This window comes from Paenibacillus maysiensis (genome assembly GCF_000520815.1).
Lineage (GTDB): Bacteria > Bacillota > Bacilli > Paenibacillales > Paenibacillaceae > Paenibacillus > Paenibacillus maysiensis.
Window position 1 is genome coordinate 98,167 of the sequence record NZ_ASRY01000289.1, and the last position, 19,488, is coordinate 117,654.

Consider the following 19,488-nt stretch of genomic DNA (forward strand, 5'->3'; position numbering starts at 1 on the left):
TTCTCCTTTTAAAATCCGGAGCGTTGCTCGTTCGCCTTTGCGAGCAAATCCTTTAAGTCGCTGCGGGCATACACTCTGGTACCGATCCGAAGCTCATCCTCCAGTTCCAAGGTATTCGCCACCACCGATCGGCTGGAGTTCAGAAGAATTTTGCCACATTCATTGGCATAACGAATGGCCCCTTCATCGTCCACGGGTACGATTCCTTCCTCGAACAGATCAGGTATCCCGCTTCGGCTCAGCGATTCTGCAAGCATCATTTCAACTAGATAGCCCAGCTCCAGCGAATCAATGCAGCGTTTCTGCTCCATTTGCTCCGGGATATCACCTGGAGACAAATTGGTAAACTCCACACAAAGTACCCGCACTGCAAATTTTTAGGTTCATTGATGTCCGCTCCACATATGTTAGTTTTCATAACATATAATTCATTTATTTTTCTCATTATAAGACTAATTTAGAAAATGTGTCAATATAATTAACACTAAAAGATTTGTAAGCGGAAATAATAACCCTTCATTTCTTCGACTTCACATATTTTAGGGAGGAAATATTACATATTGTTGCGACAAACGCATTATTCAGTTGCTCCTGAGATACTGTAATTCCTATAAAAAAATAAGTTATATCCACTTCAAAGAATTTAGCAAAAATATATAGTTTTAATATGAGGAACACGCTGCCCACGCTCATACATGCCAATTGCGGAAGAAGATAAACCTGCTCTATCAGCAAACTCTTCCAGAACAGATCCCGCCCCCATTTTATGTCACTTTATTTAACACAAAATTATAAATTATAGATTTTTTTCTATGTTTCGATCGAAATCATGTCAGATAATATACATTAATCAACTGAAATAAGGTGCCTGCCAATGAGTAAAGAGAAGCTGAATATAAGCGAGATGGCAAAACTTCGTGGAATATCCGTGGACACACTGAGGTATTATGACAAGATTGATTTGTTTAAACCTTCACAGGTAGATGAAAAAACGGGTTAACGACATTATTCGATATTACAATATGAAGCTCTCGGTACGATCATGGAACTTCGCCAGATCGGACTCTCTATTGAAGAAATAAAACAGTTTATGCAAAATAGTAATCTGAAGAAGTCGATAGAGCACATACAAAGAGCTTTGGGAAAAATAGATCCACAAATTGCTGTATTGCAACAATTTTCTTCCATCCTGAAAACGCGGATAACCCAGGTCGAGCGCTTCAAGCAGGATTACAGGAAATCGGATATCATCCTGTGAAATCTCCCTGAAAGACGCCCCCCCCCTTTCCCGGCTGTTTTGAATATGACGGATTCAACCGAAGCAATCCCTTCCGGTACGTATGTGTGCTCTTATTACACCGGGCTCAATCATGTGAATTGTATTGAATGTCTTGAAAAACTGCTTATGTATTGCAAAAAAAATCGGTGGAAAGTTTTGGGCGGCGCATGGAATATTATTCAAGTGGATATTTCTCTTACAGATCAGCCAGACGAGGCCTGCTATGAAATCCAGATTCTTGTTGAACAGATGGTGTGATTCTCACAATAGGACTTGCAGAAAATCAAGGAAAAGGGGCTCACATAAGTGAGCCCCGGATTGCTATACAGAAAAGTAAAAAGGTTGCACGCATACCGGCTTGGACACAGTTACTTGTTGTCCCGTGTAGGTCAGTCGTCCACTAGCCTTGTCCACTTTAAATGTAACGATGTTATTCGTATCGCGGTTTGCCACCAGCAAATGATCTCCGTTTGGAGTCAAAGCAAAATGGCGCGGATGCTCGCCTTCAGCAGATACATGCTCTACCAGGCTCAGCTTGCCTGTTGCAGCGTCTACAGCGAACACTACGATGCTGTCATGCCCACGGTTAGAACCGTACACATAAGCACCATCCTCCGAAATAGCAATCTCAGCGGTTGTATTTTCGCCCGTAAAATCAGACGGCAATGTAGGCACGCTCTCAAGCTCAGTAAGCTTGCCTGCTTCTGCGTCATACGCAAAAGAAGTAATGGAAGAATCCACCTCATTAATGACAAAAGCAAACTTACCGTTCGGGTGGAACGTCAAGTGACGTGGACCTGCACCTGCATGGGTTTTCGTTTCGCCATGAAGCACCAGTTGTCCTTTGCTGTCATCAATAGTATAGACACGGATCAGATCCAGACCGAGATCCTGTACGAACAGGAAACGACCGTCAGGGCTAAAGAAACTGGAGTGTGGATGCGGACGATCCTGACGCTCAGGATGCGCTCCCTTGCCCTCATGCTGTTTAACATCCAGCAACTCACCGATCCGACCATCCTCGGTTAGAGACACCAGTCCCACCATACCTCCGTGGTAGCTGACTACGATCAGGTAGCGATCGGATGGATCACGCTGAATGTGACAGGTTGTTGCGCCAACGTTTTCCGCCCGGTTAAGCAATGTAAATGTTCCCTTGACCGGATCAATTTCAAAAGCAGTAGCTTCGCCCACCTTCGCCCCAGCGGCAGAAGTCGTTTCTCCAATGGAATACAGCTTCCGGTTCTTTACGTCCACATTCAGGAAGGTTGGATTTTTCAATCCGGAGAACTCATCCTGTAATGTAAGAACCCCTGTTTCTTCATTAAAAGTGTACGCATAAACTCCGCTGCCTTCCAATTCGGCGTAAGAGCCTGCGAATACGAGCAATTTTTGTTGTGCTGTCATGGTTGTGTCCTCCTCGAATTAGAAAAATAATGGGCAATTGGAATGATTGCTCCTGGTTCAAATAGCGCTAAGAGGCGCGTTGCACGACGGGCTCTGTAGACAAAGCCACATTTCCCGCTACGGCACGCGAGATCATGCAAGAGCTCTCTGCCTGCTCTGCCAGCCGCAATGCCTGTTCGATCTGCGATTCTGTCGCATCGGCGGCCAATTGAACTTGCGGACGATGAATAATTCGACGATATGTAAAAATATTGTTCGTTACATCAACAATGCCTTCGGAATCCAGTGCCAGTGAAGCCACCGGAAGACCAGCGCGCTCCATCATCGCCGCCAATGTAATCAAATAGCAGGTCGCGGCAGCGCCTAGCAGCATTTCATCCGGATTGGTGCCCACACCGGGACCACCCATCTCCGCCGGAATCGAAATCGCTGTCCGCAGCTGTCCGGCCTCAATATGACCGTCGCTGTTGCGCCCCCCGTTCCAGTCTGCCTTGAGCAGAAAGGTATGCTCCATTTCAGGTCACTCCTCTCTCTTGTATTATGAATCTTTACACATGTGAATGTAAAGGTCAGTCGATCTCCCGATTTTTCGTTTCGGTCCCGAGCAACCATACCGCCGCCGCTCCAATCAGGATCGCTACGAAGAAAATCACAAAGATAGATTGCAGCGCCATGCCCTGTCCGACCAGCATACCGACCAGGAAAGGTCCGATCACGCCACCGATACGGCCAAACGCAGCCGCCATACCCACTCCGGTAGAGCGGACGGCTGTCGGGTACAATTCCGGGGTATAGGCATACATCGCTCCCCACGCACCGAGATTGAAAAAGGACAAGCAGATACCAGCAGCCAGCAGCATTCCTGCCGTTTCCGAGGTACCGAACCAAATGGCGGACATGGCCGTCAGCAGTAAATAGACAATCAGCACGAATTTGCGGCCCAGCTTCTCAATCAGATATGCGGCAGTAAAATAACCTGGCAATTGCGCCAGCGTCATGATCAGGACGTACTCAAAGCTTTTAACCAGCTCAAAGCCCTTCATAAACATAATGCTTGGCAGCCACAGAAACATTCCGTAATAGGAAAATACAACCGTAAACCATAAAATCCACAGCATGAGCGTGGACTTGCGGTTCGGCCCTGACCAAATGGAAGCCAGTTTTGCACGCAGCGGAAGCTTGACACTCTGCTGCTTGTATCGCGGTGAATCCTCTACCGCTTTGCGTAAATAAAGGGCGTACAGGGCTGGTACTGCGCCGAGAATAAAGGCCATCTGCCAGCCGTACTTTGGAATAACAAAATAGGCAATAAGCGCCGAAAGAATCCATCCCGCCGCCCAGAAGCTTTCCAACAGAACGACCGCTTTTCCCCGTTCCTGAACCGGCACCGATTCCGACACCAGCGTCGAAGCCACAGGCAGTTCCCCTCCCAAGCCTACGCCTGCAATAAAACGCAGCACCAGCAGTACACCGAGCCCGGTCGCCAAAGCCGACAAGCCGCTTGCAATGGAAAAGATCAACAGCGTCCACACTAATATCGCACGCCTGCCATAGCGATCAGCCAAAATCCCCGCTAAAGCGGCCCCAAACACCATCCCTATTGAATTCATCGCAGTCAGCAGACCAATCTGCTCTGAACCCAAATGCCACTCCTTAGCCAGCGCTGCGGCTATGAACGAAAGCAGCCCCACGTCCATGGCATCAAACAGCCAACTGAGTCCCGCGCTAAACAGCAGCTTTCGCTTTTTGGATGGTGGTAATGAAGTCAATTCACTCATGATTCGCTCTCCCTTAAAAATGCATCGTATATAGCCGTATATTCAGGTGTCTTGTCACCTGTAGCTTAGCATCTATTGTACCGCAAGCTCCCTTCATCTGCGAGCATTTTAACGTAAAAAAATCTCTTGTTGTCGCTCTTGAAAGGAAAACGAAAAAAGCGGAAGATTGCCTAGGGCAATTCTCCCGCCTTCTGGAACCTGCCACTTACCGGTTTTGGACCAGACCGATGATCGTCACCATGAGCACTAGCAGTTGGATGAGTGTATCGTTGCTCATTCCAGTCGCCTCCATCCCATATGAGATACTCCTTCGGCCGTTTCCCCTCTCCCCGGATCATGACGCTTGTTCCCCAATACATACCTATGCAGGCGGCGGGAAGCTTATGATCTGTAGTGAATGAAAAATCTCCATATTCATTTAAGGCTTGATCCAGGACCATTGCAAATCCATTTCCTGAATGCATTCGCGGTTATCGTGTTCGTCATTGGCGACCAGTGGGGTCACCGGATAGATGCTCATGTTGCCCTGTTCATACGTGCGCAGCAACGGTAGCAACTCATCGATGTTCTTTATGGACGGGTCCAGCCATGAATCCATATGTGCAGATTCCAGAATAGCGGGCATACGACTGTCAAATTCACGAATATCCGCATTGGCCTGTACCGTCATCATCGTGCAGGTACGCAGCGGCTCCTTACGGCTATCCTGCCACACCTCATACAATCCCGCGACCGCAAACATTTTCTGTCCCGGCAGCACCACCCGCACCGCGCACATACGTTTACCGAGCTTTCGCCAATAATAAAAACCGTTGCAGGGAATGACACAGCGACGGGTTTCGGCCATTTTGCGATAGCTCGGATTCACTCGGACTGTATTCAAATCAGCATTGACGCAATCCTTGCCCCAGTAGGGGATAAATCCCCAGCGAAATTCGTCCAGTACCCGTTCTCCATCCTGATGTAGCACGATGGGAACATGCTGGGTAGGGCTCATGTTATAACGCGTTTTATAATAATACATCACCCGTTGTATGCCAAAATGATCCCTTACCTCGTCCAAATCAGCCGATAACGAAAACCTTTTGCACATAAGCTATTCATCCTTCCGCCTTCTTTTTCATCTATTGTGCGGTTATACAAGGAAAAATATGCATAAAGCAAAAAAGCGCACGGCAAGACATATAGCAATATCCCCGCAGTTGTGAAGCTACGGGGATAAATACTAGCTTATATCGTTATTACTTCTTTTCTACCGCGTGACCGCCAAATTCATTGCGCAGCGCGGCAACGACTTTACCGTTGAACGTATCTGCATCCAGTGAACGGTAACGCATCAGCAGGGATAACGCGATAACAGGAGTTGCAGCCTGAATGTCCAATGCTTCCTCAACTGTCCATTTACCTTCGCCGGAAGAGTGCATAACCCCGCGGATTTCATCCAGATTTGCATCCTTGGAAAATGCACGCTCGGTCAAGCCCATCAGCCAAGAGCGAATAACGGAACCGTTGTTCCAAACACGCGCCACTTGCTCATAATCGAAGTCAAAGCTGCTTTTCTCCAGCACTTCAAAGCCTTCACCAATGGAGGCCATCATGCCGTATTCCACACCGTTGTGAACCATTTTGAGAAAATGTCCGCTACCGGATTTACCTGCATACAGATAACCATTTTCCACTGCTGTATCCCGGAAAATAGGCTCAACAAACGCCCATGCTTCCGGGTCGCCACCGATCATGTAACAAGCTCCACTGCGTGCACCTTCCATACCGCCAGAGGTTCCGGCATCCATGAAGCTGATGCCGTATTCCTTCAGACGAGCATGACGGGCAATGGACTCTTTGTAATGAGAGTTACCACCTTCAATAATAATGTCCCCTTTGGACAAAATCGGTTGAAGCTGATCCAGTACGGAATCAACAAATTGATGGGGAACCATAATCCACAGCACTCTCGGGGTTTGGGTCGCTTGCACAAGCTCTTCCAGTGTGGAAGCACCTGTAGCACCGTAATCCTTCATTTCTTGAATCGCTGCTGCATTGACGTCATACGCGACAACTTCATGCTTGTGATCGATCAAGTTTTTTCCGAGATTCAAGCCCATTTTTCCCAAACCGATTAATCCAACTTGCATTGTAAAGGCCTCCTGCCGTAGCAAAAATATATGTTCAATATAGTGATGTGTACATATTTACGAACGAACAACCGCTTTTTCAGAAGTTTCGGACTTTTGGTCTAGCCACCATGTAAAGCCCTGTTCCTCCAGCAATTTGTCAGAAGCCTCTGGACCGTAGGAGCCTGCTGCATACGTATGAAGTGGAGCCTCTCCGCGAGCAAAAGCTTCCAGCACAGGCTGTACCCACATCCATGAAAGCTCAACTTCATTCCAGTGAGCGAAAAAGGTGGAATCGCCGCGCAACGCATCAAAGATCAGACGCTCATAAGCTTCCGGTACATCCTTGGCCTCTGATGTATAATTCATCAGCACCGTCTCCAGTTGACCGTTGTTCAGCGGGTCCTTACTGTTCAGACGCAGCGTTACTTTTTCATCCGGGTTCACATGAATCGTAAGCAGGTTCGGTTCGGATGGCTGTCCTTGGGCTGCATACGGGTCTGTGCTGTCCTTTTTGAATTCCACGACGATACGTGTGGATTTTTCCTTCATGCGTTTGCCTGTGCGAATATAGAACGGCACACCTGACCATTGCTCATTGTCAATCCACAGACGAGCCGAGATGAAAGTATCATTTTGCGAATCCGGTCCAATGTCCGGTTCTTCTTTATAGGAAGGAACTGCTTTTCCGTTAATCTCACCGTTCGTATATTGGCCTCTCACCACGCTGGAAGCAATGTCGGACGGATCGAGCGCACGCAGCGCATCCATCACCTTGCGTTTTTCGTCACGTACCTGATCTGCCGTTACATGTCCCGGCTTGTTCATAGCCGCCATCATCAGCACTTGCAGCATGTGATTTTGTACCATGTCCCGAATAGCTCCGGAGTGATCGTAATAACCAGCGCGTTCCTCGACGCCTACAGTTTCGGAAGCGGTAATTTGCACATTGGCAATGTATTGATTGTTCCACACACCCTGAAGCAATGGATTAGCAAATTTCAAGGCTTCCAGGTTTTGCACCATCGGCTTACCCAGGTAATGGTCAATACGATAAATTTCATCCTCGGCAAATGTTCTGCTCAAGCGATCATTCAACTCGCGTGCCGATTCCAGATCATGTCCGAATGGTTTTTCGATAATAAGCCGTTTCCAGCCCTTCGTTTCAGCCAAACCGCTTTCCCGGATGTTGAGGGCAATCACATCAAAAAATTCCGGTGCCACCGATAAGTAAAACATGCGGTTCCCCGGAATTCCCAAGTCATTTTCACGTTGCTCAGCAAGCTGTAATAGCTTTTTATAATCTTCCGGGTGATTGACGTTCAATGCACTGTAGCGGAAAGCACTCAAGAACTGATCCATCTGTGCACGGTCATCATTCACATGTCTGGAAAAATCTTTGATGGATTGCTCTACGTTACTTTGAAACTGTTCGTCAGCCACTTCACGACGCCCCATACCAATTACAGAAAAGGAAGCCGGAATTTTACCTTCTACAAACAAATTATACAAGGCAGGGTAGATTTTGCGTTTAGCCAAATCCCCTGTCGCTCCAAATAAGACAAATGTCATTGAATCCATGAATTATTCCTTCTTCCCTTTATAAAAGATGAGGTTATTAAAAGTTACCTGAGGAATTAACGTAACCCATAATACACCCAAAATAAGGGGCAAGTCAATCAAATTTTAGCGAAATGGTGAACTTTCGATATTCCCTGTAATGATAACGTTTTCTGTGATATGATTAACGTAAGTAATGAGAAAAAACTGTTAAAAATGTCACGGTTGACACAAACCAAGATAGTTACTATTGGTATATAGAGTTACTTTTAGTATACTATAAAAAACAACCAATGAAATTGAGGGGATTCAGATGAGCGACGACAGGCAGCCTAAGCATTTGTGCGGCAAGGTGGAACAGTCCTTTCAGATCATCAGCAAAAAATGGACCGCTCTCATCATTCATACTTTGATGGAACATCCCAAACGATTCAGTGAAATTCATGTATCCATACCTGATCTTAGCAAACGTATGCTGACCGAACGCATTAAGGAGCTGGAGCTTAGTGGCCTGATCCTTCGCAATGTCATTACAGAGCGGCCCGTGCGCACCGAGTATTCGCTGACACGCAAGGGTAAAGAGCTCGGTGATGCATTGAATGGCGTAGAGAGCTGGGCCGAAAGATGGCTCTAACCGCTAACAGGAGATCGTCACAGTCTCCTGTTATTGTGTTCCCCTTTAGAAATCGTAATATAGGCTATAATACATAATGGTACACCTACCCGACCGCTTATGATTTCGGAGCGAACCAAGAAAGGATGAGACTGATGGCGTTTGGTATTAACCGACAGGAACTTTCTGCCTGGAAAAGAGAGGTCAGTCGCGGCGAAATTGGTTTTCTGACGCATTACTGGCTGGATGACCGCTTTCCAGGTATTACAACCGTAACCAAGGTGGGTTGTTCCAATTTGGACAAGCTGCGTTTATGGTGCAGCAATAATGGATTGGACCCTCAATATATTCACCAGCGTCAGCCCTATCCCCATTTTGACCTGATCGGCAACAAGCAAACGGAAATTTTGCGCAGGTATGGCATGAGCGAGCAATTGGAACGGTTCGGTCTTCATCTTCACACAGGTATACGTCCACCGTTTTAAACCGCAGCTCCTAGAGCTGCGGTATTTTTGTTTTTATACCGGATAATACTTTGTGTATCCAGATTGCTGACATTGCTCCTTCTCCCATCGCGACAGTCGCTTGCTCGGCATGGGCCCCCAAATCTCCGGCTACCCATACATTTTCTACACTGGTCATTTTGCTGCGGGGGTGAGTTTCAATATGCTTGTTATCCAGCAAGTGCACGCCCAACTGCTCCGCCAGCTCTGAATGGACATGGTTGCCTCCAAACGCCACAAAGCCTCGCTCCGCCCGAACAACCTCTCCATTAGCCAGTCGAACCCCTTCAAAATGTCCCGGTTCCCCGATCATGATTCTGGAAATGGATTCTTCCCTGTATCCAATTCCTTTCTCGCGCAGCTTCTCCATCAGCTCGTCCGGCACCTCTGAACGCTCATGGTTCACATAAACCAGGTGGTCCGTACGCGCGGATAATATCAGGGCCATAGAAGCCCCGGCTTTTCCCGCCCCCATCACGACCGTACTGCGATCCTGAACCTCGTATCCGTCACAGTCCGGGCAGATATACACGCTATTGCCCAAGCAGGCCAGAAGCCCGTCCAGCTTTGGAAAGCGGTCGGTCAGCCCCGTTGCCAGCAGCAGCGTCTTTGAGGAATACACCGTCCCCTCTTCCACTTGAATGTCAAAAAGCTCATCTTTTTTGGTGGCTTTTACCGCCTTACCTTCAACAAATTCAGTGCCTAGCTTCGTGGCCTCACTTCGTCCAAGCCGTCGCAGCTCTTCACCTGAAATCCCGTCAGGAAAGCCCAAAATATTATGATACTGATGGCACAACGTGGATCGACCATAACCCGAATCTATCACCAGAACCCGATGACTGCTGTATCTTCCCAATTGAATGGCTGCTTGCAGCCCGGCAATCCCTCCGCCAACAATAATGCAATCGTATGTCATATGTTTTATCCTCCCTTATCCATACTTACCCATCCCAAACAAGCGCGTAAAGCAGCAATACCACCTAGGTAACCCTCTCATGCAAATTTAAACATAGCATCACCCGCTTACGCCTGAATTAACCCCTGAACCATCCCGTTCACAAAAAAGAAAAAAGCATATCCAGAAGTTCACTCCTTAAAAATGGAATGACAAAAAGCACTGTGGATATCCACAGTGCTCTGTTCAGGCCAAACCTGAATCATCGTTGCATCGTCTGGCTTATTTAAATGTTTTTACGCGTTCTTCAACAGGTTGGAATTCTTTTTCACCTGGTTGGAATGTCGGTTTACCGAATGGCAATTCAGCAATCAATTTCCAATGCTCAGGAATGTTCCATTCATTTTTCACTTTTTCGTCGATCAAAGGATTGTAATGCTGAAGGGATGCGCCCAGTCCTTCTTGCTCCAAAGCTGTCCATACAATCAATTGCAGCATGCCGTTGGATTGGTTAGACCAGATTGGGAAGTTGTCCGCATAAGCTTCAAATTGTTGTTGCAATCCAGCCACTACATTGTTGTCTTCAAAGAACAATACAGTACCGTAGCCGCTACGGAAGCCGTTCATTTTCTCAGCAGTAGATTTAAATTGCTCTTCATTGCCTACAACTTCGCGCAAAATATTTTCTGCAATATTCCACAGTTTGTCGTGATGCTCTCCGAGCAGTACAACTGCACGTGAAGTTTGGGAGTTGAAAGAGGTAGGTGTATATTTAACTGCTTCCTCTACAATCTCTTGAATCCGTTGGTCGGAAATTACTTGTTCTTTGCTAATACCGTAATAGGAGCGTCTTTCTTTCAGAGCTGTGAAGAAATCTTTAGCCATTTTTGCTACCTCCCGAGAAAAATTAATTACTTTTCGTAACTAAATATATATTATATTTATCTTAAAGTCAAGAGATTTATTTTTAAATATTACCAGTTCCTTGATTCATGATGGGCCGCCATTGTATTTTTTCTCACTGGAAGAGGTATGCTTAGTGACATCCTTATCTTTTTCCTCCTGACGTTCCATCTTCAAATCCTCTACGGGAATGGCGTCTACCGTCTGTTCACTTTCAAATCGGTCGAACAAGCTCTCCTGCTCCGTCGGATACTGCTCAGCGTGATCCCGATTTACGGGTTGTTCCTGATGGTGCAGGTCATTGTCAAATGGGGTCATTTTCGCTTCCCTCCCTATCGGATTGGTGTCCACAGTATACTTTTACCTTTCAGGTCAGAGATTAAACGCAAAAAAAAGAAAATCTCCGCAAAGATTTTCTCTACTCACGTTTTTATTTATAGTTTGTTGTGTGAAAAAGATGTGGTTTCAGCTTCTCTCCTGCAACAAGCTTCTGCACCAGTTCTGTGCCCGCAGCAGGCGTCATCTGACCATACCAGTCCCCTTGAGGATATACGATCACAACCGCAGCATCGTGACAACGGCCATTACAGCGAGTTCTAGTCGTATGAATATAAGCTTCTGCGTTTTGTTCACGGATTTCATCCCGAATTGCTTGTGTAACTTCTTCTCCCTCATGTCGCATACACGTGCTCCCATTACAGATCAACACATGATGCTTCATCGGTTCCAATTCAAAAATAGCCATAGCTTCCCCTTTAATCAACGGTTGTTGGTTAATTAATACTTATCTGGATAAAGAACAAGCTGTGCATCCATCTGCCCAGCTTCAATCGTCAGCACGATAAATGAATATTCTTCCTCGCCGCGCTTGTCTGTCGGAGATCCGGGATTGAGGACGAGCAGTCCGTCCAACTTTTTGACAACCGGAATATGCGAATGTCCGTAAATCAGGCAATCCAGCGTTTCTCCCTTAAACGTATTCAGTGCGATATTCTCTGTTGAGCCGCGCCAGCCGTGACCGTGGACCATGCCGATCCGTTTGCCCTCGACTTCAACGATTCTTTGATAGCCCAGACGCTCTACGATGTCTATTCCATCATTGTTTCCGGCAATCCCTTGCACAGGTGCAAATTCGGATAGCCTTTCGTATACGAACCAATCCGTCCAGTCTCCGGCATGGAGAATGAGGTCGCTGCCTTTGAGCTCCTGTACAAGCCGACCAGGAAGTGCTTTGCCTCGGTGCGGCATATGAGTATCTGAAAGTACGATGATTTTCATAGCAATTCTCCTTACCAGCGTCTTTACACGGATGAGCTCTGCTGCCCAACCCGCTGCTGAAGCGCCTGCTCCAGATCCCGCAGCGTAACCGTCTCGAAAAACGCCTGTATTTTCTGCTCTGCTACGGTATATAATCCGTCCAGCAAAGCATCGATGTTCTTGCCTACCTCGCAATTGTGATTGCTGTCACTATGGATAGCGAACAGCGGACCGTCGTCTTTGGTCGCTTCATATATCATTTTAAGATTAATATTTGAACTGGACATGCTCAGACGAAAGCCCCGTGCTCCTGGTGAGGAATCAACCAGACCGGCTTGCTTGAGTCGGCTCATGATTCTTCTCACAACCACCGGATTCGTATTGATACTGGAAGCGACAAGTGTCGAAGTCATCCGCTCCGGCGCTCCTTCAGCCAAAAGAAGCAGACAATGGATACTAACGGAAAAATGGGTACTCATGTTAACCACCTTTATATGTGTGCCTCATTAATGTTTGTGTACATATGCATAGTTCCATCATACCACAATGAGAGGCACCGACACAGCGCTTACTGCACCTTACTCCGGAAAATAGTCATTTTCAGGGCGTACTCGCACCTTTAGCTGGCGGACGCTATACTCCAGTTGCTTAACGATGTCCTCCAGCTGGCGTCGGTCAAGTGCATTATAATCGGCGGCAGGCTTGGGTGCGTTTTTCAAATCACGTATGGTTGCCTGCTGCTCCTGCCACTTGTCCATCAGGTCGGCTATGTTCGCATAGAAGCGTTCATAATCCTTTATCACTTCATCCAGAAAGGCGTCCACCTCGTCCGGATCATAGCCGCGCATTTTATTTTTAAACTGTTTTTCATGAATGGAGAGCGCGTCCAGCTGAATCCCCAGTTGCTTAAACAACTGCTTTTGCTTATCCAGACGACGCTTCATATGTTCATCCATCGGTTATTCCCTCCTTAACACACTATTCTTTTTATATCACATTCTAGGCTGGGAATAAAAGTCTCTGCTGATTGCCTCCCCCGATGAACGGGTATAAAAGAGCATACGCACAGTATGTACAGATTCATTCAGACCACGAAGGGGAGATATGATCATGAGCCATTTGAGCGATTCACAGCTTGCTGAGCTGAAACATATGTTGCTGGAGCAGAAAAAGGATTTGGAAAAACATTTTAAACAAAATGGTCAGGAGAACTCCAAGCTGGGAGAAACGCTGACGGGTTCCACCGGGGAGCTATCTTCGTATGATAACCATCCGGCAGATGTAGGGACAGAAACCTTTGAACGGTCCCGTGATCTGGCCATTAACGATTCGCTGGAAAGCGAGCTGGATCAGGTCAATGCCGCCCTTCAACGGATGAAGGACGGGACATACGGCATATGTGTGAAAAGCGGCGAAGAAATTCCTTTTGAACGCCTTCAGGCGATTCCGCACACGGCCTATACGGTCGAGCATACTCCCAATCGCGAGTTATCTAATGACCGCCCTGTTGAGGAGCAGGTCATGACTTCCCCGCCCAAGGGTGCTGGTGAGGTTCGCCAGCGGAATGCAGGACGGTTTGACGATGCGGGCGCGTGGGACGCGGTGGAAGAATACGGTACGTCCAACTCGCCTGCCACAGCCGCCAAACGCGATGTTGCTGACTACGATGAAAATATGTAATCGTCGAAGGCTTCACGCTTCTCTGTATGTCTATGTATTCATTTCATCTAAAAAAGCAGCTTGTCCCTGTGACAGGCTGCTTTTTTAGATGCTTTCCGAGAACACGCTTATCCGGTTTATCCGATTTCTACCCGTTTCCGGCTGCGTGCCGACTCGATACAAGCGTCGATCACCTTCATATTGCTTACCGCATCTTCGGGTTCATATGGCAACGGAGCACCATCAAGCACCGCTTTGGCAAAAGCATCCGCTTGCAGCTCAAAGGAATTGAAGCCTTTAAGTCGTTCCTCCCGTGTAACCGAACCGACATGAACGAAAATTTGTGGTACGACAGACGATCTTTCCCAGCCAAACATTTTGGGCATCGCAATCGTGCCTTTACTCCCCAGTACCTCCATATTGGAACGGTTCGCTGCCCACATGCCGCAATCGAAGGTAAGGTTCACCCCGCCCGGAAACTCCAGCAAGCCGGATGCCATCATATCAACGTTGTCATGCTCGGGGGAATACAAAGCATGCACAGTTACGGCCTCGGGCTCCCGATCCAAATACATGCGGGCTGCCGAAATCGGGTATACGCCCACATCGTATAAGGAGCCGCCGCCCATGCTTTTATTGAAACGCACATTATCTGCCTGATCGGTATTGTTGAATGTAAATGTGCAATGCATGCCGCGAATGTCACCGATTTCTCCGCTATTGATAATTTCCTTAATACGCCGATGTTTTGGATGATAGCGATACATGAAGGCTTCTGCGAAGATGACTCCAGCGCTTTTACATGCTTCAATCATGCGACTTGTCCCGGCTGAGCTAAGAGAGGATGGTTTTTCACACAAAACGTGCTTCCCCGCTTCCGCGGCCCGGATCGTCCACTCTTCATGCAGATGGTTCGGCAACGGGATGTACACCGCCCCGATTTCGGGATCGGCCAACAATTCCTCGTAGCTTCCATAGCTTTTTGGAATATCGAACTCCTGGGCGGCCTCAGCGGCTTTATCCGCATTGCGACTAGCAATTCCAAGTACTTCTCCGCGCTCGGATTGCTGAATCGCCGGAATTACAGCAATTTTGGCAATCTCGGCAGTGCCTAAAATTCCCCATCTCAGCTTTCTCCCCATCATTCTCATCCTTTCGTGGTCAGGAATAGTTGTCTTGTTCCGCTTTGTGCAGCATACCTAAGCAACGGTCCAAATCGGTTTTGACCTGCTTCTTGTATAGTCGCGCTTTCTCCTCCCCATCATCTGTAAAATGATAGAGTACAATTTCCTGAAAATCTACGCGGGGATCTGTTCCTTTTAACCGTTTGGTACGGTAAAAAACGCCCTCCTGCACCAGCTCGTGCAGCGCCCGATAGACCTCACTCTGAGGCGGAACATATCCAAAACCACTAAACTCATCCTTCATCGATTCAAGCATCTGATATCCATAACCGCGATGCTTCTCCACCATTGTGATCAGATAAATTTTGATAAAAGCCCGCTGGGATATCATAAACGCCATTTCACGGCCTCCTCTCCACACCATAGTCTTATATCTTACCTTCCATTATAAACCACTCAGCGTCCATACACTAATGATAGGGGGATTTTCAATCTCTCCCTTGTGACCTGTTTGAAGTTAGGTGGAGATATAAAATGAAGCGTTGTGAGATAGTTGGCGAAGTGGCGGTCTGTGATTTTTCATTTACTGTTATGAATTTTTCATATACTGAAATAATATAATAAAAACTAAAAAAGAATTACAGATTACGAAGATTTACTTAATTTCTTTAAGGCATCCGTATCGTTACTTGTCAAAACAGGAATACATTCTGTTATTTTTTGGATATCCCAGTTCCACCATTCTAGTGTTTTGAGAATTTCAATAGTTTCCTCGTCAAACCGATAACGAATTAATGTTGCCGGATTTCCCCCCTACAATGGAATAAGGCAGAACATCTTTAGTCACCACGGCATTGGACGCAATGATCGCTCCATCTCCTATATGTACTCCAGGCATAATGGTAGCATTGTAGCCTATCCAAACATCGTTCCCAACCACGGTATCCCCTTTGTAGCCCCCACTTAAATTGGGTAAGCCAACTTCCCACTCACCACCAAACGCTCCAAAAGGAAAAGTGGTAAACGCATTTGTATTGTGATTTGCCCCATTCATAATAAATTTGGCCTGGGTTGCAATTGCGCAAAACTTACCGATCTTTAATTTGTCCCCTATAAAATCAAAATGGTAAAGGACGTTTTTTTCAAAATCCAGAGGATGATGTTGGTCGTCATAATAGGTATAATTCCCAATTTCGATATGTGGATTAACCACTACATTTTTCAAAAAACACAGACTTCTAATATTTTTCATCGGGAAAACGCTTCCTGGATCTGGACCACTCATTTAGCAACACCCCTATATTGATATAGATTATCTTTAAATGAAAAGACACGTTCAAGTCTAACCGTATGCATACCATTAAACAAATGGAGAAAATAAAAGTATCCCTGGGCCTTGTTATATGGGCTTCGGGATACTCTTCGTGAAAATATGTGATTGGGATTACCAAATCAGGCTTGCTTTTGCAAGGCTGGCGGGCCTTCGGCCGGGCGGGGACGAACTCGAAGCCCCACTATCCATTTTCCCAGAGGCAAACGTGCCAGTAGCCATGTGCCGGCAATGGAAAAAGCCGTACAGAGAACGAACGAAACCAGCGTACGAAGAACATGGCTCCAGTCTGCAAACAACGTTTCATCAAAATAGTACGTCACACGCAGCATAAAGGCGTGCATCAGATACGCTCCATAGGACAAGGTTCCGATGGCAGTCAGCAACCCCGCCGCACGTCCGCCCTTATGAGCAATCCACGTCGCTACACGATAAGCCACAAAAATAGACGTGACACAATATACAGCCATGACCGGACGCAGCAGAGACAAATAGTTAAAGGAAAAGACCGTGCCTCTCGGCGTCTGAAACAGACCAATCATCTCATACAGCAAGTAGCCTGTAATCACAATAAATAGCGGCCAATATACGATCTGCGCCTTGGTTACCCAAGCATTCCAGCGCTTGACGTTCATCCCGGCTGCTGCCCCTAACACAAAATAAAAGAAAAAATAAATCACATTACGGTCAGCATAGATGGTGAACCAGGAAGTAACCACCGGAAGCTGGAGCCCATCCATCAATCGGTACATCGGCCCCACCGCGAACATGAGCATGATGTACACCACGCCGACTCCAGCCAATGCAGCGGGTCGCCATGCTGACGGCAATAACGCTGACAAACGGCGGACAGCATAACGAAACACGGGAAATAGCACATAGCACTGGATAATCATAACGATATACCACAGATGATAGCTGCTTTTCCCGTTCAATAGCTTCTGGAAAAAATCTAGCGGGTGAAGATGCCCTCCGCTTTGAACAAGCTGATTTCCCAATTCGTATAAAAGAGACCATATGATATAAGGAACAATGATATCCATGAACCTTTTACGTAAAAACGTTCCGTACTTTAAAGCTCCATCATAATTGTAAAATAACACCATCCCGGTGATAAACACAAACACGGGAACTGCAAATTTGGAACACAGCAGTAAAAGTGTCATCAAAGCTCCGTCCTGGATGCGCGCCCCCTGCGCAACCGCATAATGTGCGACGGAATGCTGAAGAACAACGGCGGCAAACGCCAGCCCTCTCAGCAAAGCGACTTCGGAAATTCTCTCTTTTTGACTCATGTCACTCTCCTGTTATGTCTAGAAATATATAAGTCTATTATAACGACAATTCTGTAAAATATATAGAAGGATAAACGTGCCAGTGGCAAGCAAAGCTTCAATGTTCTCTAGTTTATTTAACGAGTGTACATATTGAAAAGCAGCAGCCTTCCCTTTCGGGGAGACTGCTGCTGCATAAGCTATAAAGTTACAGGTTCCTTCTGGTATCTGTGTACGCATCTGTCCAGGTATCCGCTACCGTATCATCATACGTTCTGTAACGATCCGCATTCAGAGAACGGTTGGTACGGAAAATATCATATATATCCCTGTGATGATCAGCGGAATCCACCAGCACTAAAATCTTGCCCTGATCGACGTAGGTCTCGTATTGACGCGCATCATCTTCCGGAATGCCCAGCCCGACCAGTCCACCGACCAAGCCACCTGCTCCCGCTCCAACAGCCGCTCCGGTAAGGGTAGCCGCGATAGGTCCAGCCGCGAGAATAGGTCCGATGCCCGGAATAGCCAAAGCCCCGATGCCTGCCAGCAAGCCAGCGACCCCGCCTACAACGCCGCCTGTAGCTGCACCTGTCGCCACACCCTCCGGTGCTTTGGTGCCTGTCTCTTCACTAATCGTCCTCAGCTCGTCACGGTCACGTGTGATGACAGAAATTTCACTGCTTGGAATACCTCTGCTTTGCAATTGTCCAATCGCACGAGATGCTTCTTGCTCTGTATCAAAAACACCGACAATTTTCTTTTCGTTATAATCGTTTACGTTATTAGCCATGGTAGTTACCTCCCAATATTTTGGTGTTGAGTGGTTCGTCCTTCATTACCCGGCTGTCCTGACGTTTAAACGATTTTACGAAAATTCAAAAGTAGATGAATGAAAACAGAACTTCATTTCAAACCAGTCATTCGCATAAAAAAGCTGATGTTCAACGCTTGGGCTTCGTTCTGTTCGTCGCCACGGCTTCCAGTGGATCATCCGGCCAATAATGCTTGGGATATCTACCCTTTAGATCCTTTTTGACTTCAAAATAAGCCTCGCTCCAGAAGCTGGACAAGTCGGAAGTCACTTGTACAGGTCGCTGCGCAGGTGACAGCAAATGTAGTACGATCGGCACACGTCCGCGTCCAATACGCGGCGTATCCCGCATGCCGAACAACTCTTGTAACCGCACCGCCAGCGCAGGCGCCTCGGGATTCGTATAATCGACAGGTATACGGGAACCGCTGGGCACACGGATATGCGTCGGCGCCTCCTGCTCAAGCTGCTGCCTCTGTTCCCAATCCAGCCTGCCCAGCAGCAATGCAGCACCGTCCAGCCGTTGCAGATCGGATACATTTTTGGCTCCAAGAGCAAAAGGCAGCAGCCACGAGTCCAGTGAATCCAGTAACGCTGGCTCGGTGCTGTCTGGCCAATCCTCGGGTGCTGAAAAGTGCATAAAAATTAAACGGGCCTGCAACTGGAGGGTTTGTCGATTCCAGGACAGCAGCTTTAGACCACGTTCACGGACACCCTGCATCAAGGCGGCAGCGATTTCCTCTGTCGGAGGACGCTCATAGGACGTTTCCTTTAAAACGAGCGCGCCCAATTGTAATACCTTACGGGCTCTTACTGCTGACGCTGAGCTGTCCCAGTATACGTTCGCTTTCTCCAGCAGCAATTCGCTGCAATGCTCGATCAGCTCTTGCAGTTCAATCGGTGCCGCCAACTTAATGGCACCGTCTACTCCCTCGTCGTCCACTTCGGCGGCGACGAGATAGGACGAACGCGACATCC

26 protein-coding genes and 1 pseudogene are annotated in these 19,488 nt (G+C 47.3%); 5 read left to right on the forward strand and 22 right to left on the reverse strand.

The window, feature by feature from the left end; translation table 11 throughout:
* Nucleotides 1–8: 8 nt before the first annotated feature.
* Complete coding sequence (locus tag L696_RS0122150; RefSeq protein ID WP_025685597.1) at nt 9–338, reverse strand: hypothetical protein; 330 nt, start codon at nt 336–338, stop codon at nt 9–11.
* 305 nt (nt 339–643) lie between these two features.
* Entirely contained in the window at nt 644–763 is a 120-nt protein-coding gene (locus L696_RS32815) for a helix-turn-helix domain-containing protein (RefSeq protein ID WP_081750777.1), read from the reverse strand.
* 141 nt (nt 764–904) lie between these two features.
* Between L696_RS32815 and L696_RS32820 the strand changes: the two genes are divergently transcribed.
* Together L696_RS32820 and L696_RS31035 are read left to right on the forward strand one after the other, a co-directional pair.
* Nucleotides 905–1,000 (forward strand): MerR family DNA-binding transcriptional regulator, encoded by a 96-nt coding sequence (locus L696_RS32820; protein ID WP_425339341.1) that lies wholly within the window; start codon nt 905–907, stop codon nt 998–1,000.
* A gap of 303 nt (nt 1,001–1,303) precedes the next feature.
* Nucleotides 1,304–1,537, forward strand: a complete 234-nt coding sequence (locus L696_RS31035; RefSeq protein WP_025685600.1) for a hypothetical protein — start codon at nt 1,304–1,306, stop codon at nt 1,535–1,537.
* A 63-nt stretch (nt 1,538–1,600) separates the two neighbouring features.
* On the opposite strand, the gene L696_RS0122175 is transcribed toward L696_RS31035, so the two are convergent.
* The 7 genes from L696_RS0122175 to zwf form a co-directional block, all read right to left on the reverse strand.
* Nucleotides 1,601–2,686 carry a lactonase family protein gene (locus L696_RS0122175; RefSeq protein WP_025685601.1) on the reverse strand — a complete coding sequence of 362 codons (1,086 nt, stop codon included), beginning with the start codon at nt 2,684–2,686 and terminating at the stop codon, nt 1,601–1,603.
* A 67-nt stretch (nt 2,687–2,753) separates the two neighbouring features.
* Nucleotides 2,754–3,200: an OsmC family protein gene (locus L696_RS0122180; protein WP_025685602.1), complete on the reverse strand. Its 447-nt coding sequence runs from the start codon at nt 3,198–3,200 to the stop codon at nt 2,754–2,756.
* 55 nt (nt 3,201–3,255) lie between these two features.
* Complete coding sequence (locus L696_RS0122185) at nt 3,256–4,464, reverse strand: MFS transporter (protein WP_025685603.1); 1,209 nt, start codon at nt 4,462–4,464, stop codon at nt 3,256–3,258.
* A 170-nt stretch (nt 4,465–4,634) separates the two neighbouring features.
* Nucleotides 4,635–4,904: a hypothetical protein gene (locus L696_RS0122190; RefSeq protein ID WP_025685604.1), complete on the reverse strand. Its 270-nt coding sequence runs from the start codon at nt 4,902–4,904 to the stop codon at nt 4,635–4,637.
* On the reverse strand, nt 4,883–5,557 hold the full coding sequence (locus tag L696_RS0122195; protein ID WP_025685605.1) for an SOS response-associated peptidase: 675 nt from the start codon (nt 5,555–5,557) through the stop codon (nt 4,883–4,885). Before L696_RS0122195 ends, L696_RS0122190 begins: the two co-directional genes overlap by 22 nt.
* 148 nt (nt 5,558–5,705) lie before the next feature.
* The gene (gene gnd / locus L696_RS0122200) at nt 5,706–6,599 is read right to left on the reverse strand and encodes a phosphogluconate dehydrogenase (NAD(+)-dependent, decarboxylating) (RefSeq protein WP_025685606.1); all 894 of its coding nucleotides are present in this window, start codon (nt 6,597–6,599) and stop codon (nt 5,706–5,708) included.
* A gap of 57 nt (nt 6,600–6,656) precedes the next feature.
* On the reverse strand, nt 6,657–8,159 hold the full coding sequence (gene zwf / locus L696_RS0122205) for a glucose-6-phosphate dehydrogenase (RefSeq protein WP_025685607.1): 1,503 nt from the start codon (nt 8,157–8,159) through the stop codon (nt 6,657–6,659).
* A 292-nt stretch (nt 8,160–8,451) separates the two neighbouring features.
* On the opposite strand from zwf, the gene L696_RS0122210 reads away from it, so the two are divergent.
* Nucleotides 8,452–8,772 carry a winged helix-turn-helix transcriptional regulator gene (locus tag L696_RS0122210; protein WP_025685608.1) on the forward strand — a complete coding sequence of 107 codons (321 nt, stop codon included), beginning with the start codon at nt 8,452–8,454 and terminating at the stop codon, nt 8,770–8,772.
* 134 nt (nt 8,773–8,906) lie between these two features.
* Nucleotides 8,907–9,236 carry a hypothetical protein gene (locus tag L696_RS0122215; RefSeq protein ID WP_025685609.1) on the forward strand — a complete coding sequence of 110 codons (330 nt, stop codon included), beginning with the start codon at nt 8,907–8,909 and terminating at the stop codon, nt 9,234–9,236.
* 10 nt (nt 9,237–9,246) lie between these two features.
* Here L696_RS0122215 and L696_RS0122220 read toward each other — a convergent pair whose 3' ends face one another.
* From L696_RS0122220 to L696_RS0122250, 7 genes are all read right to left on the reverse strand, one after another.
* The gene (locus tag L696_RS0122220) at nt 9,247–10,170 is read right to left on the reverse strand and encodes an NAD(P)/FAD-dependent oxidoreductase (protein WP_025685610.1); all 924 of its coding nucleotides are present in this window, start codon (nt 10,168–10,170) and stop codon (nt 9,247–9,249) included.
* Between the two features lie 261 nt (nt 10,171–10,431).
* Nucleotides 10,432–11,034, reverse strand: coding sequence for a nitroreductase family protein (locus tag L696_RS0122225; RefSeq protein WP_025685611.1), 603 nt, complete (start codon nt 11,032–11,034; stop codon nt 10,432–10,434).
* 105 nt (nt 11,035–11,139) lie between these two features.
* Entirely contained in the window at nt 11,140–11,370 is a 231-nt protein-coding gene (locus L696_RS0122230; RefSeq protein WP_025685612.1) for a hypothetical protein, read from the reverse strand.
* 112 nt (nt 11,371–11,482) lie between these two features.
* The gene (locus L696_RS0122235; RefSeq protein ID WP_025685613.1) at nt 11,483–11,797 is read right to left on the reverse strand and encodes a (2Fe-2S) ferredoxin domain-containing protein; all 315 of its coding nucleotides are present in this window, start codon (nt 11,795–11,797) and stop codon (nt 11,483–11,485) included.
* Nucleotides 11,798–11,829: 32 nt separating this feature from the next.
* Entirely contained in the window at nt 11,830–12,330 is a 501-nt protein-coding gene (locus L696_RS0122240; RefSeq protein WP_025685614.1) for a metallophosphoesterase family protein, read from the reverse strand.
* A 23-nt stretch (nt 12,331–12,353) separates the two neighbouring features.
* Entirely contained in the window at nt 12,354–12,788 is a 435-nt protein-coding gene (locus L696_RS0122245; RefSeq protein ID WP_025685615.1) for an Rrf2 family transcriptional regulator, read from the reverse strand.
* 99 nt (nt 12,789–12,887) lie between these two features.
* Nucleotides 12,888–13,265 carry a DivIVA domain-containing protein gene (locus tag L696_RS0122250; protein WP_014281231.1) on the reverse strand — a complete coding sequence of 126 codons (378 nt, stop codon included), beginning with the start codon at nt 13,263–13,265 and terminating at the stop codon, nt 12,888–12,890.
* Nucleotides 13,266–13,419: 154 nt separating this feature from the next.
* Here L696_RS0122250 and L696_RS0122255 point away from each other — a divergent pair, with 154 nt between their 5' ends.
* The gene (locus L696_RS0122255; RefSeq protein ID WP_025685616.1) at nt 13,420–13,989 is read left to right on the forward strand and encodes a TraR/DksA C4-type zinc finger protein; all 570 of its coding nucleotides are present in this window, start codon (nt 13,420–13,422) and stop codon (nt 13,987–13,989) included.
* A gap of 116 nt (nt 13,990–14,105) precedes the next feature.
* Here the strand turns inward: L696_RS0122255 and L696_RS0122260 are convergent, their stop codons facing one another.
* The 6 genes and pseudogenes from L696_RS0122260 to L696_RS0122285 all read right to left on the reverse strand — a co-directional run.
* Nucleotides 14,106–15,110, reverse strand: a complete 1,005-nt coding sequence (locus tag L696_RS0122260) for a Gfo/Idh/MocA family protein (RefSeq protein ID WP_025685617.1) — start codon at nt 15,108–15,110, stop codon at nt 14,106–14,108.
* 19 nt (nt 15,111–15,129) lie between these two features.
* The gene (locus L696_RS0122265; protein WP_014281229.1) at nt 15,130–15,492 is read right to left on the reverse strand and encodes a replication termination protein; all 363 of its coding nucleotides are present in this window, start codon (nt 15,490–15,492) and stop codon (nt 15,130–15,132) included.
* A gap of 245 nt (nt 15,493–15,737) precedes the next feature.
* Nucleotides 15,738–16,377, reverse strand: a pseudogene (locus L696_RS0122270) (CatB-related O-acetyltransferase).
* A gap of 167 nt (nt 16,378–16,544) precedes the next feature.
* A complete protein-coding gene (locus tag L696_RS0122275; RefSeq protein WP_025685618.1) occupies nt 16,545–17,717 on the reverse strand; it encodes an acyltransferase in 1,173 nt (390 codons plus the stop codon).
* 187 nt (nt 17,718–17,904) lie between these two features.
* Nucleotides 17,905–18,489 carry a general stress protein gene (locus tag L696_RS0122280; protein WP_025685619.1) on the reverse strand — a complete coding sequence of 195 codons (585 nt, stop codon included), beginning with the start codon at nt 18,487–18,489 and terminating at the stop codon, nt 17,905–17,907.
* Nucleotides 18,490–18,640: 151 nt separating this feature from the next.
* Nucleotides 18,641–19,488, reverse strand: an 848-nt coding sequence (locus L696_RS0122285; RefSeq protein WP_025685620.1) for an ATP-dependent helicase C-terminal domain-containing protein, incomplete at its 5' end; no start/stop codon positions are given.

Coding starts and splice junctions, on each gene's coding strand:
- gnd (WP_025685606.1), bottom strand. CDS start 6,599: ATGCAAGTTGGATTAATCGGTTTGGGAAAAATGGGCTTGAATCTCGGA.
- L696_RS32820 (WP_425339341.1), top strand. CDS start 905: ATGGCAAAACTTCGTGGAATATCCGTGGACACACTGAGGTATTATGAC.
- L696_RS0122210 (WP_025685608.1), top strand. CDS start 8,452: ATGAGCGACGACAGGCAGCCTAAGCATTTGTGCGGCAAGGTGGAACAG.
- L696_RS0122255 (WP_025685616.1), top strand. CDS start 13,420: ATGAGCCATTTGAGCGATTCACAGCTTGCTGAGCTGAAACATATGTTG.
- L696_RS0122220 (WP_025685610.1), bottom strand. CDS start 10,170: ATGACATACGATTGCATTATTGTTGGCGGAGGGATTGCCGGGCTGCAA.
- L696_RS0122250 (WP_014281231.1), bottom strand. CDS start 13,265: ATGGATGAACATATGAAGCGTCGTCTGGATAAGCAAAAGCAGTTGTTT.
- L696_RS0122240 (WP_025685614.1), bottom strand. CDS start 12,330: ATGAAAATCATCGTACTTTCAGATACTCATATGCCGCACCGAGGCAAA.
- L696_RS0122230 (WP_025685612.1), bottom strand. CDS start 11,370: ATGACCCCATTTGACAATGACCTGCACCATCAGGAACAACCCGTAAAT.
- L696_RS0122275 (WP_025685618.1), bottom strand. CDS start 17,717: ATGAGTCAAAAAGAGAGAATTTCCGAAGTCGCTTTGCTGAGAGGGCTG.
- L696_RS0122195 (WP_025685605.1), bottom strand. CDS start 5,557: ATGTGCAAAAGGTTTTCGTTATCGGCTGATTTGGACGAGGTAAGGGAT.
- L696_RS0122225 (WP_025685611.1), bottom strand. CDS start 11,034: ATGGCTAAAGATTTCTTCACAGCTCTGAAAGAAAGACGCTCCTATTAC.
- L696_RS0122185 (WP_025685603.1), bottom strand. CDS start 4,464: ATGAGTGAATTGACTTCATTACCACCATCCAAAAAGCGAAAGCTGCTG.
- L696_RS31035 (WP_025685600.1), top strand. CDS start 1,304: ATGACGGATTCAACCGAAGCAATCCCTTCCGGTACGTATGTGTGCTCT.
- L696_RS0122265 (WP_014281229.1), bottom strand. CDS start 15,492: ATGGCGTTTATGATATCCCAGCGGGCTTTTATCAAAATTTATCTGATC.
- L696_RS0122175 (WP_025685601.1), bottom strand. CDS start 2,686: ATGACAGCACAACAAAAATTGCTCGTATTCGCAGGCTCTTACGCCGAA.
- L696_RS0122245 (WP_025685615.1), bottom strand. CDS start 12,788: ATGAGTACCCATTTTTCCGTTAGTATCCATTGTCTGCTTCTTTTGGCT.
- L696_RS0122235 (WP_025685613.1), bottom strand. CDS start 11,797: ATGGCTATTTTTGAATTGGAACCGATGAAGCATCATGTGTTGATCTGT.
- L696_RS32815 (WP_081750777.1), bottom strand. CDS start 763: ATGGGGGCGGGATCTGTTCTGGAAGAGTTTGCTGATAGAGCAGGTTTA.
- L696_RS0122260 (WP_025685617.1), bottom strand. CDS start 15,110: ATGGGGAGAAAGCTGAGATGGGGAATTTTAGGCACTGCCGAGATTGCC.
- L696_RS0122280 (WP_025685619.1), bottom strand. CDS start 18,489: ATGGCTAATAACGTAAACGATTATAACGAAAAGAAAATTGTCGGTGTT.
- L696_RS0122215 (WP_025685609.1), top strand. CDS start 8,907: ATGGCGTTTGGTATTAACCGACAGGAACTTTCTGCCTGGAAAAGAGAG.
- L696_RS0122180 (WP_025685602.1), bottom strand. CDS start 3,200: ATGGAGCATACCTTTCTGCTCAAGGCAGACTGGAACGGGGGGCGCAAC.
- zwf (WP_025685607.1), bottom strand. CDS start 8,159: ATGGATTCAATGACATTTGTCTTATTTGGAGCGACAGGGGATTTGGCT.
- L696_RS0122190 (WP_025685604.1), bottom strand. CDS start 4,904: ATGGTCCTGGATCAAGCCTTAAATGAATATGGAGATTTTTCATTCACT.